Here is a 16,628-nt window from a genome sequence, read left to right as displayed (position 1 = left end):
ACAGCCTTGTATTCATTGACCGTCCTATCCATACCACTTGTCGCAAATCCCCTCCCTCGTCCCTCGTCCGGCTCTAGCATGATCGCGATCTGAACCGGTACGGCGAGGGGACAGGACGGATCGTGGACGACGACGCCCAGCGCGAGGCCGCCGCGAGAGCGGCCCGAATCGACACGAGCAAGCCGAGCATCGCCCGTGTCTACGACTTCTTCCTCGGCGGCAAGGACAACTTCGCCATCGACCGCGAGATCGGCGAGGCGACCCTGAAGATCGCGCCGGACGCCCCCGCGGCCGGCCGGTCGAACCGCGCCTTCCTCCGGCGCGTCGTCCGCCACCTGGCGGCCGAGGCGGGCATCCGGCAGTTCCTCGACATCGGCTCCGGCCTGCCGACCCAGGGCAACGTGCACCAGGTCGCCCAGGCGGCCGCTCCCGACTCGCGGGTCGTCTACGTCGACAACGACCCCATCGTGCTCGTCCACGGCCGGGCGCTGCTCGCCACGAACGGGAGCACCACGGTCATCGAGGCCGACGTCCGCGACCCGGAGTCGATCCTGAACCACCCCGCGGTGAACGACCTCATCGACTTCACGCAGCCGGTGGCCCTGCTGCTCTTCGCGATCCTGCACCACGTCAACGACCACGAGGACCCCCACGCGATCGCCGCCCGCTTCCGGGAGGCCCTGCCGTCCGGCAGCTACATGGCGCTGTCCCACTTCCACAACCCGGGCCCGTCCATGCCCGAGGTCTCGGCGCAGGCGACCACCGCCGAGAAGCTGTTCAACGAGAACCTCGGCACCGGCCGGTGGCGCAACCGGGACGAGATCCTCGCGTACTTCGGCGACATGGAACTCCTGGAGCCCGGCGTGGTCCCGCTCGCGGAGTGGCGGCCGGACCCCGGCGAGCCGGTGGACCGCGGAATCACCTATCACACGTTCGTCGGTGGCCTGGCCCGCAAGCCCTGAGATCATCGTCGCGGAATAAACGTGAGTTAGGTCACTGTCCCCGCGCGGGACCGTACGGGTATCAGTGCAGGCGGCGTCACGTCCGGCGACGGAGTGGCGGCCGCCCTGCTCCCCGTACGGCTGTCGGCTCGGTTGACACCGGTCGGTGAGGACGGTGATGCTCGGAGGTGGCTGCCCCTCTACAGGAAGGCGGCACCGCATCATGACCGTCAATGGGTCGTTTAAATCCACTCGCACTATTCGCACCAAGAATCTGCTCTACACGGACCCGCAACTCAGCATCCGCACCTCCGCGGACGGGTCGGTCCGCCTGATCGGCCAGATCGATCTCACCAACGGCGACGCCATCGCCGGCGCCCTGAACAAGGCCTGGACGAAGGCCGGCGCACAGGCCGTGGACGTGGCCGAACTGAAGTTCATCGACCTCTACGGCCTGCGCGCCCTGGCCGTGCTGTCCGACTCACCGGTCGGCCACCCCATCCAGCTCGACAACGTGCGGCCCGCGCTGCGCAAGCTGCTGGTCATGCTCGACTGGCCCGCCTTCACGATGGCCTGAGCATCCGGCGCGTTTCCGCCGCCGCCGATGGAGGAAAAGTATCGGAGGACGGTCGTCCGGCCGTTTTACCGTAATTCGTGAGTTCCCCCCGACTCTCGCGAGGAGGGGTGATGATCCTCACTCAGGGGCTCACGACGTCGGTGGCCCTGCTGCGGAGCGTGCTGCCCGAACCGCTCCGCGACCTGCTGCCGTGCACCCGTGAGATGCGCCTCTGCCCGGGAGGGCTGCGCATCGGCCTGCACGGCATCGGCCGGCCCGGCTCCGAGGAGGCCGTCACACGGCTGGAGACGCGGCTGGGCGAGGTCGCCGGCGTGGAACGGGCGGAGGTCAACGGCCGCCTCTCCTGCGTCTTCGTCGCCTGCGACCCCGAGCTGACCGACCAGGACGAGCTCCTGAGGATCACCGCCGAGCTCGACTCGCTGGAGGAGCGCGCCCGCGAGACGCCCGTCCACCTGGCGCACGAGCACCTGAGGGCGACCGTACGGCTGGGCGCGGGCCTGGCCGGGATCGGGTGGGTCTTCCTCGCGAAGGCGGTGCGCGTGCCCCGGCTCCCCGCCGCCGTGCCCTCGCTGGTGCAGCTCGTCAACGCGACGCCCGCGCTCCGCGAGGAGCTCGACCGGCGCCTCGGCCGGCGGCCCGCCGAGGTCCTCTTCACCACGGCCAACCTGGTCACCCAGACGCTCACCCTCCGCCCGGCGGGACTGCTGGTGCAGGCGGCGGCCTCGTTCGGCCGCTACGTGGAGACCAGGGCGGGCCGGTACGCCTGGGAGAACCTGGAGGAACGCCTGGCCGAGCGGCCGGGCGCCTACCACCATGTCAGGGCCGGTTCGCGGCCCCGGCCCTGCCCTCTCCCCCACGGCCCGATCGAGCGGTACGCCGACGTGGTCGGCCCGATCAGCGCCGCGGGCTACGCGGCGGCCCGGTTCCTCACCCGCGGCGAGCGGGCGGTCTCCGTGCTCGTCTCGGCCACCCCGCGGGCCGCCGACCTCGGCCGGGAGGCGTTCTCCGGCGCCGTCCTCCGCGCGCTCGGCGAACACGAGACCGTGGTCTTCGACGCCGACTCCCTGCGCAAGATGGACCGTGTCGACACCGTTATCCTCGACGCCGCCGCCCTCACAACCGGCTCGTGGACGATCGACCGGGTCGAGCCGCTGGTGGAGGGTCTCGACCTCGACGAGCTGTACTCCCGGCTCTACTCCCTCATCGACTTCGCCGATCCCGGGCGCGCCCGGAACGGGGACGGGTGGTCGGCCCGGCCGCTGCCGGACCCGGCGCGGCTCGTTCCCGGCGGCGACGACTGGCGGAGCCGGGGCCTGCGGGCCGTGGAGGTGACCAGGGACGGCGCCCGGGTCGCCGTCGCCGGTCTCGCCCCGGAGATCGACGCCCTGGCCGTGCCCGTCGTCAGCGCGGCCAAGGGGGCGGCCAGGGATTCGGGCACCGTCTTCCTCGCGGGCGGCGACGAGGGCCTCGCGCGACGCCTCGCGATCCCCCGCCTGCTGCCCGGCGGCGCCGAGCTCGCCGGGCGCGTCTACGAGCTGCAGGCGGAGGGCCACTGCGTGGTCGTCGTGTCCGCGTGCGCCCGGCACGCGCTGGCGCAGGCCGACATCGGCGTCGGGGTGGTCGATCCCAAAGGGGGCGTGCCGTGGGACGCCGACGTCGCCGGAGAGCTGCACGGCGTCCACCTGTTCCTGCGCTGCCTGCCCCGCGCGCGCGGCACCAGCACGAACGCCGTGCGGCTCGGGGCCGCGGGCGCGGTCGTCGGCACCCTGCTGGCCGTCGCGGGCCCGGCCGGCACGGCCCTGCGGCGGGCGCAGATCGCGAGCGCAGCGGTCTCCGGGGCCGCCATCGCGCTCGGCGAGTGGGCCGGGCGCGGCGCCGGGCGCATCCCCGTCCCGCCCCGCGCCGACACCACCCCGTGGCACGCCATGTCGGCCCGTGAGGTGCTCTCCCGGCTCGACTCCTCGCCGAACGGCATCGCCGGGCAGGAGGCGGGCAGGCGCCGCGCGCAGGCCGTGCCCGAGGAGGAGGAAGCGCCGCACTCCCTGGCCCGGGCCACCGTGGAGGAGCTCGCCAACCCGCTCACGCCCGCCCTCGCGACCGGCGCGGGCATCTCCGCCATGGTCGGCTCGATGCTCGACGCCGTGCTGATCGGCGGCGTCATGGTCGTCAACGCGTTCCTCGGCGGGGTGCAGCGGTTCAAGGCCGACCAGGCGCTGCACCAGCTGACCGAGACGACCGAGGTCCTCGTACGGCTCCGCCGCCCCGAGGGGGTGGTCGAGGCCACCAAGGACGACCTCGCCCCCGGTGACGTCGTCGAACTGCGCGCGGGCGACGCCGTGCCCGCGGACGCCCGCGTCATCAAGGCGGTCGGGCTGGAGCTCGACGAGTCCAGCCTCACCGGGGAGTCCCAGCTGGTCGCCAAGACGGCCGCGCCGACCATGGCGGCGGCCGTCGCCGACCGCGTCTCGATGGTCTACCAGGGGACGACGGTCGCGGCCGGCAGCGGCCGGGCGGTGATCGTCGCGACCGGCGACCTGACGGAGGCGGGGCGCAGCGCCCGGCTCGCCGGGGAACCCGCGCCGCCCACCGGTGTCGAGCTGCGCCTGCGGGAGCTGAGCCGGCGGATCCTCCCGCTCTCGATCGCCTCGGGGGTGGCGCTGCTCGTGACCGACCTCCTGCGCGGGCGGTCCCTCGCCCAGGCGCTCACCCCCGCCGTCAGCCTGACGGTCGCCGCCGTGCCCGAGGGGCTGCCGTTCGTGGCGACCGCGGCGGAGCTCGCCGCCGCCCGGCGGCTGTCCAGGCGGGCCGCGCTGGTGCGCAACCCGTCCACGATCGAGGCCCTCGGCCGGGTCGGCGTGCTGTGCTTCGACAAGACGGGCACGCTGACCGAGGGCCGGATCAGCCTGCGTCACCTCTCCGACGGACGCGCGGGCCGCCCGATCGAGACGGCGGACACGGACGCCGCGCTGCGGCGCGTCCTCGCCGCCGCCGTACGGGCGAGCCCCCGGTCCGGCGCCGGGCGGGTGATCGCCCACCCGACCGACCGCGCCGTGCTGGAGGGCGCCCACCGGCTGGAGATCACCCCCGAGGAGGGGTTCGCGAGCTGGGAACGCGTCGACGAGATGCCGTTCGAACCCGGCCGGGGATACCACGCCGTGCTCGGCCGCACCGAGCACGGCCACCTGCTCAGCGTGAAGGGCGCCCCCGAGGTCGTGCTCACCCACTGCGTCACGGTCCACCGCGAGACCGGCGAGGTGCCCTGCGACGAGTCCGTACGGCTGGAGCTGGAGCAGGAGGTGGACCGGCTGGCCCGGCAGGGATACCGGGTGCTCGCCGTCGCGCAGCGGTCCGCGTCCGACCGGAGCGACCTGGACGAGTCGCGCATCGAGGAGCTGTGCTTCCTCGGCTTCCTGGGCCTGGCCGACCCGGTCAGGCCCACGGCCGCGCAGAGCGTCGGCCGCCTCATGCGGGCCGGGGTCCGGGTCGTCATGGTCACCGGCGACCACCCCAGCACCGCCGAGGCGATCGCGGTCGAGCTGAACGCGCTGAACGGCGGGCGGGTGATGACCGGCCCCGCGCTGGACGAGCTCGACGACGAGACGCTGACCAAGGTGCTGCCCGAGGTGTCGGTCTTCGCCCGGGCCACCCCCGCCCACAAGGCGAGGATCGTCACCTGCCTGCGCCGGGCCGGAGAGGTCGTGGCCGTCACCGGCGACGGCGCGAACGACGCGCCCGCCATCCGCACGGCCGACGTCGGCATCGCCCTGGGCTCGCGGGCCACCCCCGCCGCCCGGGCCGCCGCCGACCTCGTCGTGACCGACGACCGCATCGAGACGATCGTGGACGCCATCGTCGAGGGCCGGGCGATGTGGAGCTCGGTGCGCGACTCGCTGAGCATCCTTCTCGGCGGCAACATCGGCGAGATCGCCTTCACCGTGGGGTCCAGCCTGCTCGGCGGCGGCAGCGCGCTCAACGCCCGGCAGCTCCTGCTGGTCAACCTTCTCACTGACATGGTGCCGGCCATGGTGGTCGCCGTACGGCCGCCGGCCTCGACCGACCCCGAGAGGCTGCTCGCGGAGGGTCCCGAGGCGTCGCTGGGCGCGTCGCTGACCCGCGACATCCACCTGCGGGCCGTGGTGACGGCGGGCGCCGCGACGGCCGCGTGGCTCGCCGGCCGCCTCAGCGGCACCCGCACGCGGGCCAACACGATCGGTCTCGTCGCGCTCGTGTCGGCCCAGCTCATGCAGACGCTGGTGGAGGGCGGGCGGGACCGGGTGATCGCGCTGGCCGCCCTGTCGTCGCTCGCCGTCCTGGGGTTCATCGTCACGGTGCCGGGGGTCAGCACCGTCTTCGGGTGCCGCCCGCTCGGACCGGTGGGCTGGGTCATCGGCCTCACCAGCGCCGCGGCCGCCACGCTCGTGGGCATGCTCGTACGGCGCCCGGCCGGGCAGGCGAGCACACCGGCGAGCACACAGCCGAGCGTGCGGGCCGAGCCCGGCGGAGCCCCTGCCCCCGTGCCCGTCCCGGCCTGACCGCCCGTACGGGCCGATCAGGGGCGGGCCGCCTCCGCTTCCCGTACGGACGCGCGCGCGGACGTCGCTCCGGCCGCGGGGTCGCCGGGCCACCAGAAACGGTCGCCCAGCAGCGTGACCAGCGCGGGGACGAGCACGCTGCGCACGAGGATCGTGTCGAGCAGCACGCCGAACCCGACGATCACCCCGATCTGGGTGAGCGTGATCAGTGGCAGCACGCCGAGCACGGAGAACACCGCGGCGAGCAGGACCCCGGCGCTCGTGATGACCCCGCCCGTCACCGCGAGGGCGGTGACCACGCCCTCGCGGGTGCCCTGTTCCGCCGCCTCCTCCCTGGCCCGGGTGGCGAGGAAGATGTTGTAGTCGATCCCCAGCGCCACGAGGAACAGGAAGCTCAGCAGCGGGACGTCGAGGTCGAGCGCGGGGAAGCCGAGCAGGTGCCTGAAGGCGAACCAGCCCGCGCCGAAGCTGGCCCCGAAGCTCGCGATCACGGTCAGCACCAGCGTCACCGCCGCGACCACCGAGCGGAGCAGGGCGAGCAGGACGAGCAGCACCACTCCCAGCACGAGCGGCATGATCAGCTTCTGGTCACGCGTGGCCGCGTCGCGTTCGTCCAGGTCGGCGGCAGCCTGCCCGCCGACGACGGCCTGCGCCTCGGGCACGGCGTGCACGGCCGCGCGCAGCGCGCGGACCGCCGAGAACGCCGCCTCCGTCCCCGGCTCCGCGCCCAGCACCACGTCGGCCCGGGCGTACTCGGCGGTCCGGTCGCCCGGCGTGACGCGCACGACCCCGGGCACCCGGGAGGCGGCGGCCGCGACCTGCTCGGCCGCGGAGGCGCGGGAGATCAGGACGAGCGGCTGTGCGCTCCCGGCCGGGAAGGCGCGGCCGAGCGTCTCCTGCCCCGCGATCGCCTCCACCTTCTCCCGGAACTGCTCCGTCTGCGACAGGCCGACCTTCAGCCCCACGGCGCCCAGGGCCAGCACGGCCAGCACCGCCACGCTCACCGCGGTCATCAGCGCGGGCCGCCGCGACACCGCGCCGCCCACGCGGGCCCACACGCCGCCGCGGGCCGGGTCGGGCTGCCCCGTCTTCGGGGCGAAAGGCCAGAACAGCCCCCGGCCGAACAGCACGAGCGTGGCGGGCAGGACCAGCAGGGCGTAGCCGACGGCGGTCACGATGCCGATCGCCCCGGCCAGGCCGATGCCGCGCACCGCCGGCGAGTCCGCGAGGACCAGCGTCACCAGGGCGAGCGTGACCGTCGCCGAGCTGGCCAGGATGGCCGGGGCCGCCGAGCGGACGGCCCGCGCCATGGCCCGGTGCCGGTCGTCGTGCACGCGAAGCTGCTCCCGATAGCGGGCGATGAGCAGCAACGCGTAGTTGGTGCCCGCGCCGAACACCAGCACGGAGGTGATGCCGAGGGTCGAGTCGTCCACGGTCAGCCCGGCCGTGCGGGTGAGAATGGCGACGATCTTGGCCGCGACCTGGTCGGCGACGCCGATGACGCCGAGGGGGACCAGCCAGAGCCACGGGCTGCGATAGGTGATCAGCAGCAGGAGCGCGACGACCGACGCGGTGACCGCCAGCAGGGTGAAGTTCGCGCCGTCGAACACCGCCGCGAGGTCGACCTTGAACCCGGCCGGGCCGGTGACCTGCGCCCGCGCCCCCGCGGGCAGGCCGTCCGCGGCCTCCGCGCGGATCTGCCGTACGGTGCCGGTGAGATCGGCGAGTGGCAGCGCGCCGCGCAGCGGCACGCTCAGCAGCGCCACGTCGCCTTTCTCCGAGTAGACGGGCGGCGGCACCCGCCCGCCTGCCGCCACGGAGGTGAACCGCCGCGCGTCCGCGTCGATCGACGCCCGGTCCTCCGGAGACAGCCCGCCGTCACGGCTGTAGACGACCAGGGCCGGCGCGAGCTGGCCGCTCGGGAGCCGCTGTTGCAGCCGCGCCACCGTGGCCGACTCCGCGCCCCTGGGCAGCGCGGCGGCCGGGTCGGTGTTCACCTTGGACGCGCCCCCGAGCGCCAGGGCCAGACTGGAGACGATGATCGCCAGGACGACCGCGAGCCACTTGCCCCGGGGACCCGAGAGCGCCGCCCATCCACTAGTATCTGCTGGCCTCATCCGCCATCTCTTTCCATGGTGAAATATTTCTGCGGTGGAATATTTCTGCCATGGAAAGATTAGGTGGAGCCGGGTGTGGTTGGCAACGCGGGAGGTGTGGTGCGTGTGGCCGAGGAGACCATCGATCCCTTCGAGCTGATGAACCTGATGCGGCGTCTCAACGTCGAGGTGGACCGGTTCGCCGAACAGTTCGCCGTCGGCCACGGGCTGCACCGCACGGATCTCAACGCGCTCACCGTGATCATGGACGCCTCACGCGAGGGGCGGCCGCTGACCCCCGGCGCGCTGGGGGCGGCGCTCAACCTGAGCGCGCCCGCCACCAGCGCCCTGATCAACCGCCTTGAGCAGGCCGGGCATCTCACGCGGCACCGGAGCACCGGCGACCGGCGCAAGGTGGAACTCGCCATGCACGAGCAGGCGGCGGCCCTCGCGGGCCGGTTCTTCGCACCGCTCGGACGGCGGATGTCGGCGGCGCTCGACGAGTTCACCCCGGAGGAGCGCCGGGTCATCGGGCGCTTCCTCGACCGGAGCATCGAGGCCACCGTCGCGGCCAGGCAGGAGACGGCCGGCGAGGGCTCGTGAGAAGGCGCGCCTCTCGCGACGGAGCGTGCGTCAGTGGTGCCGGAGTCAGCGGTGCCGGAGTCAGCGGTGCCGGAGTCAGCGGTGCGGGTGCGCCTTGCCACGGTGGTGGTGCTTGTGGGCCCGTGGCCGGTGGGTGCGCGGCTTGTCCGTCACCTTGAACTTCTGGAAGCCGAAGTCGGGCAGCGTGATCGGCTTGGAGGGGTCGTCCGAGATCGGGACGACCACCACGTCGTGCCGCACGCCGTCCTTGCCCTTCAGGTGGTAGACGGCCTGCTTCGGCTGGGCGGCCTGAGGGGCGGCCTGTCCGGTGAGAGAGGCGGGCGCGACGGCCGGCATGACGGCGGGCATGACGGCCGGCTTCGCGACCGGCGCGTACGCCGGGCTGTAGCCGGTGGTGGTGAAACCAGGACTGTCCTCGGTGCTGTCGTCCGGGCCGGAGGGGCCATAGCCGGGGTCGCTCACCACCGTGTCGAGCCCACTGTCGGGCCCCTTGTCGAGCCCCTTGTCGAGCCGCGGCGCCGGCGCCTCTGCGCCCGGGTTGTCGGCGGTGGCGCCGGCGATGTCGCCGGAGAGGGCCGCGGGTGGTCTGGGGTCGGCGGACGCGGCCGGTCCGGCGATCAGCGTCGCGGCGAGAGCGGCGGTGGCCGAGAACATGATCATGATTCTCCCCCGAGGTCACGGATCCTACGAGGAAGACGGTAGGCAGCGCGTCTCCGCCGATCACGCCGCCGACGCCCAATGTCGGGTCAAGCCTGACGAGCCCGTCAGTCCATGCCGCGCCGTCCGGGAGCCCAGAAGGGCTTCATCACGATGTCCGCGCGCGACCAGCCGCGTTCGCGGACGAGGTGGTCGCGCACCGCCTGGCAGTCACGGACCTGTCCGGCCAGGTAGGCGACGCCCGGCGTGGCGGGGAGGTCCAGGGAGCGGACCGCGCCGACGAGATCGGCCGGCCGGTAGGACCAGCTGAGGCGGTCGGCTCGCGCCAGGGGAAGACGGTCGCCGGGGCCCTCCGCCGAGATCGCGCCATACACGGTCGCGTCCGGAGGCAGGGCGCGCAGCATCGCCCCGAACGCGCCGGCCGCGGTCTCGTCCCCGGCGAAGAGGTGGTACGGCGCGTCCGCGCGTACGACGAACCTGCCCTGGGGGGCGATGAAGGCGACCGGATCGGCGACACGCGCCTCCCTCGACCACAGCGCTCCCGGTCCGGGCGTGGGGTGGTCGAGGACGCACAGGTCGAGATGTCCGTCGGGCGAGTACTGCCAGATCGAGTAGGTGCGCAGCAGCCCGCGCAGCCACGAGCGCGGCGAGCGCGGGTCGCCCACCCGTACGCGGATGTGGTTGCCCGGATTCCAGGCGAGGCCGCGCAGATCGGGCCCGGCGATGCGAACGCGGCGCATGCGCTCGGCGACCTGCTCGATCTCGGCGACGGTGCCGTGCAGGAAAAGGCTCATCGCGCGGCCTCCCTGCGACTGCTCACGTTCACGGGGTCAGTCGGGTTCATGGGGTCAACAGTGGCGGTCGACGTGCACCCGAAGTCAAGCGGGGAGCCTGTAGTGAACTCAGGCCGGTGAGCTCAGGGCAGCGGGGCCAAGGCAGGGGGCTCAGGGCAGCGGGCTCAGGTGGACGACCTTGGTGTGGGTCATCTCGTCCAGAAGCTCGGGGCCGTAGCCGAAGCCGTGCCCGCTGCCGCGCAGCGGCTGCGCGGCGCCGCCCGGCGCGCCGCCGAAGACGGCGTTGATCTTCACAGTGCCTACCGGAAGCTCCCGCCAGGCCCGCTGGGCGTTGCCCATCGACGGCGTGAGGACCGTGGCGGCGAGGCCGTACCGCGACTCACGGGCCAGCTCCAGCGCCTCGTCGAACGACCCGGCCACCCGCACCGCCGCGACCGGGCCGAACGTCTCCTCCCACATGATCTCCATGTTCTCGGTGCAGTCGGCCAGGACGGTCGGCGGATAGAAGGCTCCGGGGCCCTCGGGGACGTATCCGCCGGTCAGCAGCCGCGCGCCCGCCTCGATCGCGCCGCGCACGTGCCGGTCCACGACGTCGCGCTGCGCCCGGTCGACCAGCGGCCCGAGGGTGGTCTCCTCGTTCAGGCCCGGGCCCATGCGCAGCTCCTCGGCGCGCTGCACCAGCGCCGCGAGGAACTCCTCGGCGACGTCCCGGTGGACGTAGACGCGCTCGGCGGAGGTGCAGATCTGCCCGGCGCCCGCGAAGCAGCCGGTCGCGGCCTGCCCCGCCGCCCACTTCACGTCCACCCCGGCGTCCACGATCAGCGGGTCCTTGCCGCCGTTCTCCAGCAGGGTCTTCGCGCCCGTCCGCGCGGCGACGGCGGCGATGGCGCGGCCCGCGGCGGTCGAGCCGACGTGCGCGACGAGGTCGATCCCCGGATGCGCGGCCAGCGCCTCCCCCGCGTGCCGGTCGCCCGGCACCATGGTCAGCACGCCCGGCGGCAGCTCCTCCGCCATCAGCCCGGCGAGCAGCGCCCCCGTGTGCGGCGTGCGCTCGGACGGCTTGTGGACGACCGCGTTGCCGGTCACGAGGGCCGCCCCGACGAGCCCGCAGGCGATGGCCACCGGGTCGTTCCACGGGGTGATCACCGCGACGACGCCGCGCGGTTCGTAGACCATGAGGTCGGTGGCGTCCCAGCCGCCCTGCAGGCTGCGCCCCCGGTGCAGGGGCCCCAGCTCGGCGTACTGCCTGAGCGTGCCGGCGCCGGCCGCCACGCCGCCTCGGCTGTCGCCGATCGGCTTGCCCATCTCCCTGGTCACCAGTTCGGCGAGCTCGTTCGCGCGGGCCTCGATCCGGCCGGCGATCCGGTGCAGGCACGCCGCCCGCTCGGCGGGCGCCGTACGGGCCCAGCCCGCCTGGGCCCGGCGGGCCGAGTCCACGGCGCGCTCCACGTCCTCGGCGCAGCCGGCGGGGAAGTCGCCGAGCGGCTCGCCGGTCGCGGGGTCGGCGACCGTGCGGTCTCGTTCGCTCGCGCTCGCCGTCCACTCGCCGTCGGTCAGCACCCAGCGATCCCTGTCGCGCACCCCGGTCTCCTCCCGTTTCACCCGCCGTGTCTCATCCCGCCGTGGTCGCTCTACCCTGCTCGCTACCCCCCGGTGCGTACGGTTATCACCACGGTTTCGGACGTCCCGTCAGCGCACCTCCAGGCCGAGCGACTCGGCGATGACGATCGCCTGATGCGGGTCGACGACGGCGCCCGCGATCTCGGCCGTACGCGGGTCGAGCGCGGACAGGTCGCTGCCGCGCAGGTCGCACCGGGAGAAGTCGGCCCGGTGCAGCCACGCGCCGGACAGGTCCACCCCGCGGATCGTCGCCCCCGCGCACCGGGCTCCGGTCAGGTCGGCCTCGCGCATCCGCACGCCGGTCAGGGACGCGCGGCGCAGGTCGGCGCCCGGCAGGGCGGTCAGCGACCAGTCGCCGCCCTCCACCTTCATCAGGTCGTGGGTGCAGCGCTCGAAGACGCTGCCGACGAGCTTGCACCCCGTGAAGGTGGCGTCGAAGAACGAGCACCGGACGAACGTGCAGCTCACGAAGGCCGAGTCGGTGTGCGCGGACACGTTGAACCGCACGTCGCGGAAGACGCACTCGAAGAACTCCGCGCCCCGGCTCGACGCCTCGGTCATGTCGACGTCGGTGAACTCCACCCTGCGGTGGCTCTCCCCCGACAGGTCCCGGCTGTCCCAGTCCTCGGACTCGACCGTGCTCTCCGTGGGCGGAGCCTGCCTGCCGTACGCGCGCTCAGCCACGGCCACCCCTTTGACAACACATGCGCCGACCGTATCGCCCGCCCCCGACAGTTACTTGATCGTTACCCCCTCGGACGCACAAAACCGGCTTTTCATACGTTCCAAGGGAGTGCAATTCGCAGTGAAACCCCCTATGAGGAGTAGACCGTGAACATCCTCCGGCGGGCGGCCCACGTCACACTGACCGTCGCCGCCATCGCCGTCTCCGCGGCCTGCTCGGCGGAGGGCACAGCCCCACAGACCGAAGCAGCACAGGCCGCGGCGGCACAGTCCCCGGCCGCACAGACTCCGGCCGCCCAAACTCCGGCGGCGCAGGCCACCGGGCTCGCGCCGCACGCGGCGTCCAGGACGGCACGCAGGGCGGGCAAGCCGAAGCTGGCCATCGCCGACATCACCCCGATGGGCGAGAAGACCGAGCGGGTCGGCGTCGGCTTCCCGATCATCGTCACGTTCGACCGGGCCGTACGCGACCGGGTGGCCGCGGAGTCGGTCCTGCAGGTCCAGGCCGAGAAGCCGGTCGAGGGCGCGTGGCGCTGGGTCTCCGACCGCAAGGTCATCTATCGGACCAAGACGTACTGGAAGCCGCACCAGAAGGTGCTCTTCAAGGCCCTGCTGAGCCAGATCCCCGGCAACGAGGCCGCCAAGGACGTCTCGCGCCGCTTCGCGGTCGGCACCGCCAACATCGCGGTCGTCGACACGAAGAAGCACGTGATGAAGGTCCGCCGCGACGGCAAGCTCGCCAAGACCATCCCGATCAGCGCGGGCCGCGGCGGCCTGGTCAAGAACGGCGTGGACGTCTACCTGACGACCAGCGGCGTCCACCTCGCCATGGGCAAGAAGCGGGTCGAGACGATGACCTCGTCCTGGCTCGGCGTCACCGACCCGAAGGACCCGCTCTACTACAAGCTGGAGATCCCCTGGGCGGTCCGGATCTCCGACAGCGGCGAGTACGTCCACCAGAGCGCGGGCGACTACCAGTTCCTCGGCAAGTCGAACCAGAGCCACGGCTGCGTGCGGGCCACCCCCGCCGGGGCCAAGTGGTTCTACGGCATCAGCCAGCGCGGCGACGTCGTCCAGGTCACCGGCACCAAGCGCAAGCTCGACTGGCGCAACGGCTGGAGCTACTGGCAGCTGAGCTGGACCCAGTGGAAGCGCGGCAGCGCCCTGCCGGCCGGTTCCCCCGCTCCCTCCGCGTCCCCCTCCCCGACCTCCGGAGGCCTGGAGGGGTGACGCGCCCCAGGTAGGCCGGCCGACCGCGTCGGAGCCGTGGGGGAGCCGTGTGGAAGACTCCACAGCTGTGACTCCCGCGCTCGACCTCGCCGGAATCTTCGTCTTCGCCCTTTCCGGCGCGTTGCAGGGCGTACGCAAACGGCTCGACGTGGTCGGCATGGCGGTGCTCGCGTTCTTCACCGCCGTCGGCGGCGGGATCACGCGCGACCTGTTCATCGGCGTGCAGCCCGCCGCCTTCCGGGACACCTGGTATCTCCTCGTCCCGATCGCGGCCACCGCCATCGCCTTCTTCTGGCATCCGCAGGTCGAGCGGGCGATGCCGGGTGTGCTCGTCTTCGACGCGGCCGGTCTCGGCCTGTTCTGCGCGGTCGGCACCGCCAAGGCACTGGCCTACGGTCTCTCGCCGCTGCACGCCGTGCTGCTCGGCGTCTGCACGGCCGTCGGCGGCGGCGTCCTCCGCGACGTCCTGTCCGGCGAGATGCCGACCCTTCTCTACGACCGCCAGCTCTACGCGGTGCCGGCGATGCTCGGCTCGACGGCGATGGCCGTCCTGTACGCGATGGACATCCGGGGGTTCGCCGCCACCCTGTCCTCTGCCGTGCTCGCATTCGCGCTCCGCATCCTCGCCATGCGGTACGGCTGGCGCGCTCCACTCGCCCGGGGCGTCGGCGGACCGGCCTGACAAGTCCCCGCGCCGGTCCGATGCGCGCCTGATATGCGCGCCCGCCCAAATCCACATTTATCGCTGTTTGGCGATTTCGCATGCCCGGGCACCCCGGGAAAAAGCCGCGAGAGGCGGCCGGCGGGTGCTTTGATGAGTCGCAGGAAAAGAAACACCGGAAAGAAACACCGAAGAAACGCCGAAGGAACGCCGACCCGAAGGCGCGGGTATGCCCAAGACTCTTCTCCTGCTGATGATCGCTCTGCTCGACGCCGACGACCCGCATCTGGGTGACGACTCGCACGCGCTCGACCAGGACGACGAAGCGGACGAAACGGAAGATCTGGACGACGATTTGTGACGTTTCCCCTGTGATTCACCGAACACGTGACTCGCCGAACAACCAGAAAGCCCCCCTAAAAAGATGAAGTTCACATTTCACGACGTACGCTCACAGACGTACAAGGCGCGCGACGCCTGGTGGACCGTGTTCCTGGTCGATCCCCTGGCCGGCCGGCTGGTCGTCGGAACCGCCAACCGCACGTCCGTCACCCCCAACCAGATCACCTGGGGCGCCTTCGCGCTCGGCCTGGGGTCGGCCTGGTGCTTCCTGCGGGCGGAGTGGTCGTGGCTGGTCGCGGGGGCCGTGCTCTACCACCTGAGCTTCGTCCTCGACTGCATGGACGGGAAGATCGCCCGGCTGAAGGGGACGGGCACCGTCCTCGGCGGCTGGCTCGACTACGTCTTCGACCGGATCAGGGTGCTGACCTGCACCATCGCGCTGGTGTGGGGGCAGTACCGCGTGACCGGCGACGACGTCTACCCGCTGCTGGGCATCACGGTGGTGTTCCTCGACATGCTCCGCTACGTCGACGCCCTGCAGATCGCGAAGGTCCGCCGGGAGATGCGGCGCAGGGTGCGGAGGGCCTACTGCGAGTCGTCCGGCGACCCCGCGCCCCTTCCGCGAGTGCTGCTGCGCGAGGACCCCGACGACGACCCGGACGAGATCAGGGTGCGCCTGGCCGCGGCCGTCGACCTGCAGGAGGAGTTCCGCAGCCGCTTCTCCTGGTATCCGCGGCTGCGGGAGTGGCTGCGCGCGCACCGGATCCGTACGCATCTGATGAGCGGCATCGAGTTCCAGATGGCGGTGTTCATCGTCGGGCCGCTGACCGGCGCGATCGTGCCGGTGACGATCGGCGCGGCGGCCCTGCTGCTGCTGTTCGAGGCCGCGATCATGTACAAGCTCCTGCTGTCGTCACGCGACCTGTCCCGCGTGCTCGCCGTGATCCGCGCCTCCGGATGACTCCGCGTCTTCGCTGGTAGAGGTGTCAGATCGCTGGGTAGCGGTGGGGGCATGACCGAACGCGACGATTCCCGCGAGGACCTCCCGGCCCGGCCCGATCCCGAGCACCGCCGCCCGCCCGGCCTCGACGACGTCACCGTCGACGCGCTGGGCAGGCTCAGCAAGGCGCTGGAGACGATCCACCGCGTCAGAGGTCACCTCTACGCCTTCCACCAGCTCACCGGCACGGCGGACTTCGAGCTGGACAACGCCGTACGGCTGCTGCGCCAGGCCGGGCACGACAAGTGGGCCGACCGGATCGAACGCGAGCTCATCGGCCGGAACGTCCTCCAGGGGCGCTGGACCTTCCAGATCGTCGAGGAGTACGACGACGGCTACTACGCGGTCTTCCAGGAGCTGGAGCGACAGGCCCGAGACGAACTGGCCGGCGGCCGCCGCCACCTCTTCGAGGCGGAGCTCAAGCAGCAGCGCCGCACTCCCGGGGAGCCCGGGCACGAGACGACGCCGTAACCGGATCCGGGCGAACGCCGCTATCCACGATCATCGGTCGTGGAGTGGTGGTCGTCCCGTCCGCCGAGCAGGTGCTCGCGTCCCCACACGCCGAGCGGGGCGAGCGCCTCGTTGAGCGCGACGCCGAGCGGGGTCAGGGAGTACTCCACCCGCGGCGGCACCTCGTCGTACACCTCGCGGTGCACGATGCCGTCCGCCTCCATCTCCCGCAGGTGCGAGGCGAGCACCTTCTCGGTCACGCCGGGCAGCAGCCTGCGCAGCTCGCCGAAACGGCAGGCGTGTTCGTTCAGCGCCCAGAGGATCGAGCTCTTCCACTTCCCGCCGATCACGTCCATCGCCGCGTCGAGCCCGCAGACGGACGCTCCCGGCCGCCGCGAGGCCCGCATGGCCCACCCCTTCCGCCTGCTCGCTCACCCCGGG

General features: G+C 72.6%; 15 protein-coding genes. 9 read left to right on the top strand and 6 right to left on the bottom strand.

Going from position 1 to position 16,628, the window contains the following annotated elements; translation table 11 throughout:
• Nucleotides 1-122: 122 nt before the first annotated feature.
• From F5972_RS13770 to F5972_RS13760, 3 genes are all read left to right on the top strand, one after another.
• Complete coding sequence (locus tag F5972_RS13770; protein ID WP_191910096.1) at nt 123-962, top strand: SAM-dependent methyltransferase; 840 nt, start codon at nt 123-125, stop codon at nt 960-962.
• A gap of 202 nt (nt 963-1,164) precedes the next feature.
• Complete coding sequence (locus F5972_RS13765; RefSeq protein WP_191910095.1) at nt 1,165-1,518, top strand: STAS domain-containing protein; 354 nt, start codon at nt 1,165-1,167, stop codon at nt 1,516-1,518.
• A 110-nt stretch (nt 1,519-1,628) separates the two neighbouring features.
• Nucleotides 1,629-6,050 (top strand): cation-translocating P-type ATPase, encoded by a 4,422-nt coding sequence (locus F5972_RS13760; RefSeq protein ID WP_150933832.1) that lies wholly within the window; start codon nt 1,629-1,631, stop codon nt 6,048-6,050.
• A gap of 17 nt (nt 6,051-6,067) precedes the next feature.
• Here the strand turns inward: F5972_RS13760 and F5972_RS13755 are convergent, their stop codons facing one another.
• A complete protein-coding gene (locus tag F5972_RS13755) occupies nt 6,068-8,167 on the bottom strand; it encodes an MMPL family transporter (protein ID WP_150933831.1) in 2,100 nt (699 codons plus the stop codon).
• Nucleotides 8,168-8,272: 105 nt separating this feature from the next.
• On the opposite strand from F5972_RS13755, the gene F5972_RS13750 reads away from it, so the two are divergent.
• The gene (locus F5972_RS13750) at nt 8,273-8,749 is read left to right on the top strand and encodes a MarR family winged helix-turn-helix transcriptional regulator (protein ID WP_225311448.1); all 477 of its coding nucleotides are present in this window, start codon (nt 8,273-8,275) and stop codon (nt 8,747-8,749) included.
• A 75-nt stretch (nt 8,750-8,824) separates the two neighbouring features.
• Here F5972_RS13750 and F5972_RS13745 read toward each other — a convergent pair whose 3' ends face one another.
• From F5972_RS13745 to F5972_RS13730, 4 genes are all read right to left on the bottom strand, one after another.
• Entirely contained in the window at nt 8,825-9,409 is a 585-nt protein-coding gene (locus F5972_RS13745) for a hypothetical protein (RefSeq protein ID WP_150933830.1), read from the bottom strand.
• 104 nt (nt 9,410-9,513) lie between these two features.
• The gene (locus tag F5972_RS13740) at nt 9,514-10,200 is read right to left on the bottom strand and encodes a siderophore-interacting protein (RefSeq protein WP_150933829.1); all 687 of its coding nucleotides are present in this window, start codon (nt 10,198-10,200) and stop codon (nt 9,514-9,516) included.
• A 150-nt stretch (nt 10,201-10,350) separates the two neighbouring features.
• A complete protein-coding gene (locus F5972_RS13735; RefSeq protein ID WP_225311447.1) occupies nt 10,351-11,781 on the bottom strand; it encodes an aldehyde dehydrogenase family protein in 1,431 nt (476 codons plus the stop codon).
• 108 nt (nt 11,782-11,889) lie between these two features.
• A complete protein-coding gene (locus F5972_RS13730) occupies nt 11,890-12,504 on the bottom strand; it encodes a pentapeptide repeat-containing protein (protein ID WP_150933828.1) in 615 nt (204 codons plus the stop codon).
• A 147-nt stretch (nt 12,505-12,651) separates the two neighbouring features.
• Between F5972_RS13730 and F5972_RS13725 the strand changes: the two genes are divergently transcribed.
• The 5 genes from F5972_RS13725 (at nt 12,652) to F5972_RS13710 (ending at nt 16,208) form a co-directional block, all read left to right on the top strand.
• A complete protein-coding gene (locus F5972_RS13725) occupies nt 12,652-13,734 on the top strand; it encodes a L,D-transpeptidase (RefSeq protein WP_150933827.1) in 1,083 nt (360 codons plus the stop codon).
• Nucleotides 13,735-13,783: 49 nt separating this feature from the next.
• Nucleotides 13,784-14,416, top strand: coding sequence for a trimeric intracellular cation channel family protein (locus tag F5972_RS13720; RefSeq protein WP_225311446.1), 633 nt, complete (start codon nt 13,784-13,786; stop codon nt 14,414-14,416).
• Between the two features lie 208 nt (nt 14,417-14,624).
• Nucleotides 14,625-14,756 carry a hypothetical protein gene (locus F5972_RS38820; protein WP_263641825.1) on the top strand — a complete coding sequence of 44 codons (132 nt, stop codon included), beginning with the start codon at nt 14,625-14,627 and terminating at the stop codon, nt 14,754-14,756.
• 63 nt (nt 14,757-14,819) lie between these two features.
• On the top strand, nt 14,820-15,698 hold the full coding sequence (locus F5972_RS13715) for a CDP-alcohol phosphatidyltransferase family protein (protein ID WP_150933826.1): 879 nt from the start codon (nt 14,820-14,822) through the stop codon (nt 15,696-15,698).
• A 51-nt stretch (nt 15,699-15,749) separates the two neighbouring features.
• On the top strand, nt 15,750-16,208 hold the full coding sequence (locus tag F5972_RS13710) for a hypothetical protein (RefSeq protein WP_150933825.1): 459 nt from the start codon (nt 15,750-15,752) through the stop codon (nt 16,206-16,208).
• 20 nt (nt 16,209-16,228) lie between these two features.
• On the opposite strand, the gene F5972_RS13705 is transcribed toward F5972_RS13710, so the two are convergent.
• Nucleotides 16,229-16,594 carry a winged helix-turn-helix transcriptional regulator gene (locus tag F5972_RS13705; RefSeq protein WP_150933824.1) on the bottom strand — a complete coding sequence of 122 codons (366 nt, stop codon included), beginning with the start codon at nt 16,592-16,594 and terminating at the stop codon, nt 16,229-16,231.
• Nucleotides 16,595-16,628 lie beyond the last annotated feature (34 nt).

Source organism: Microbispora cellulosiformans (assembly GCF_008728085.1).
Classification (GTDB): Bacteria; Actinomycetota; Actinomycetes; order Streptosporangiales; family Streptosporangiaceae; genus Microbispora; species Microbispora amethystogenes.
This window is presented reverse-complemented; position numbering and strand designations above follow the sequence as displayed.

Excerpts from the sequence above, each read along its gene's own strand:
- F5972_RS13765 (WP_191910095.1), top strand. The coding sequence starts at position 1,165 with ATGACCGTCAATGGGTCGTTTAAATCCACTCGCACTATTCGCACCAAG.
- F5972_RS13760 (WP_150933832.1), top strand. The coding sequence starts at position 1,629 with ATGATCCTCACTCAGGGGCTCACGACGTCGGTGGCCCTGCTGCGGAGC.
- F5972_RS13755 (WP_150933831.1), bottom strand. The coding sequence starts at position 8,167 with ATGAGGCCAGCAGATACTAGTGGATGGGCGGCGCTCTCGGGTCCCCGG.
- F5972_RS13745 (WP_150933830.1), bottom strand. The coding sequence starts at position 9,409 with ATGATCATGTTCTCGGCCACCGCCGCTCTCGCCGCGACGCTGATCGCC.
- F5972_RS13740 (WP_150933829.1), bottom strand. The coding sequence starts at position 10,200 with ATGAGCCTTTTCCTGCACGGCACCGTCGCCGAGATCGAGCAGGTCGCC.
- F5972_RS38820 (WP_263641825.1), top strand. The coding sequence starts at position 14,625 with ATGCCCAAGACTCTTCTCCTGCTGATGATCGCTCTGCTCGACGCCGAC.
- F5972_RS13715 (WP_150933826.1), top strand. The coding sequence starts at position 14,820 with ATGAAGTTCACATTTCACGACGTACGCTCACAGACGTACAAGGCGCGC.
- F5972_RS13710 (WP_150933825.1), top strand. The coding sequence starts at position 15,750 with ATGACCGAACGCGACGATTCCCGCGAGGACCTCCCGGCCCGGCCCGAT.
- F5972_RS13705 (WP_150933824.1), bottom strand. The coding sequence starts at position 16,594 with ATGCGGGCCTCGCGGCGGCCGGGAGCGTCCGTCTGCGGGCTCGACGCG.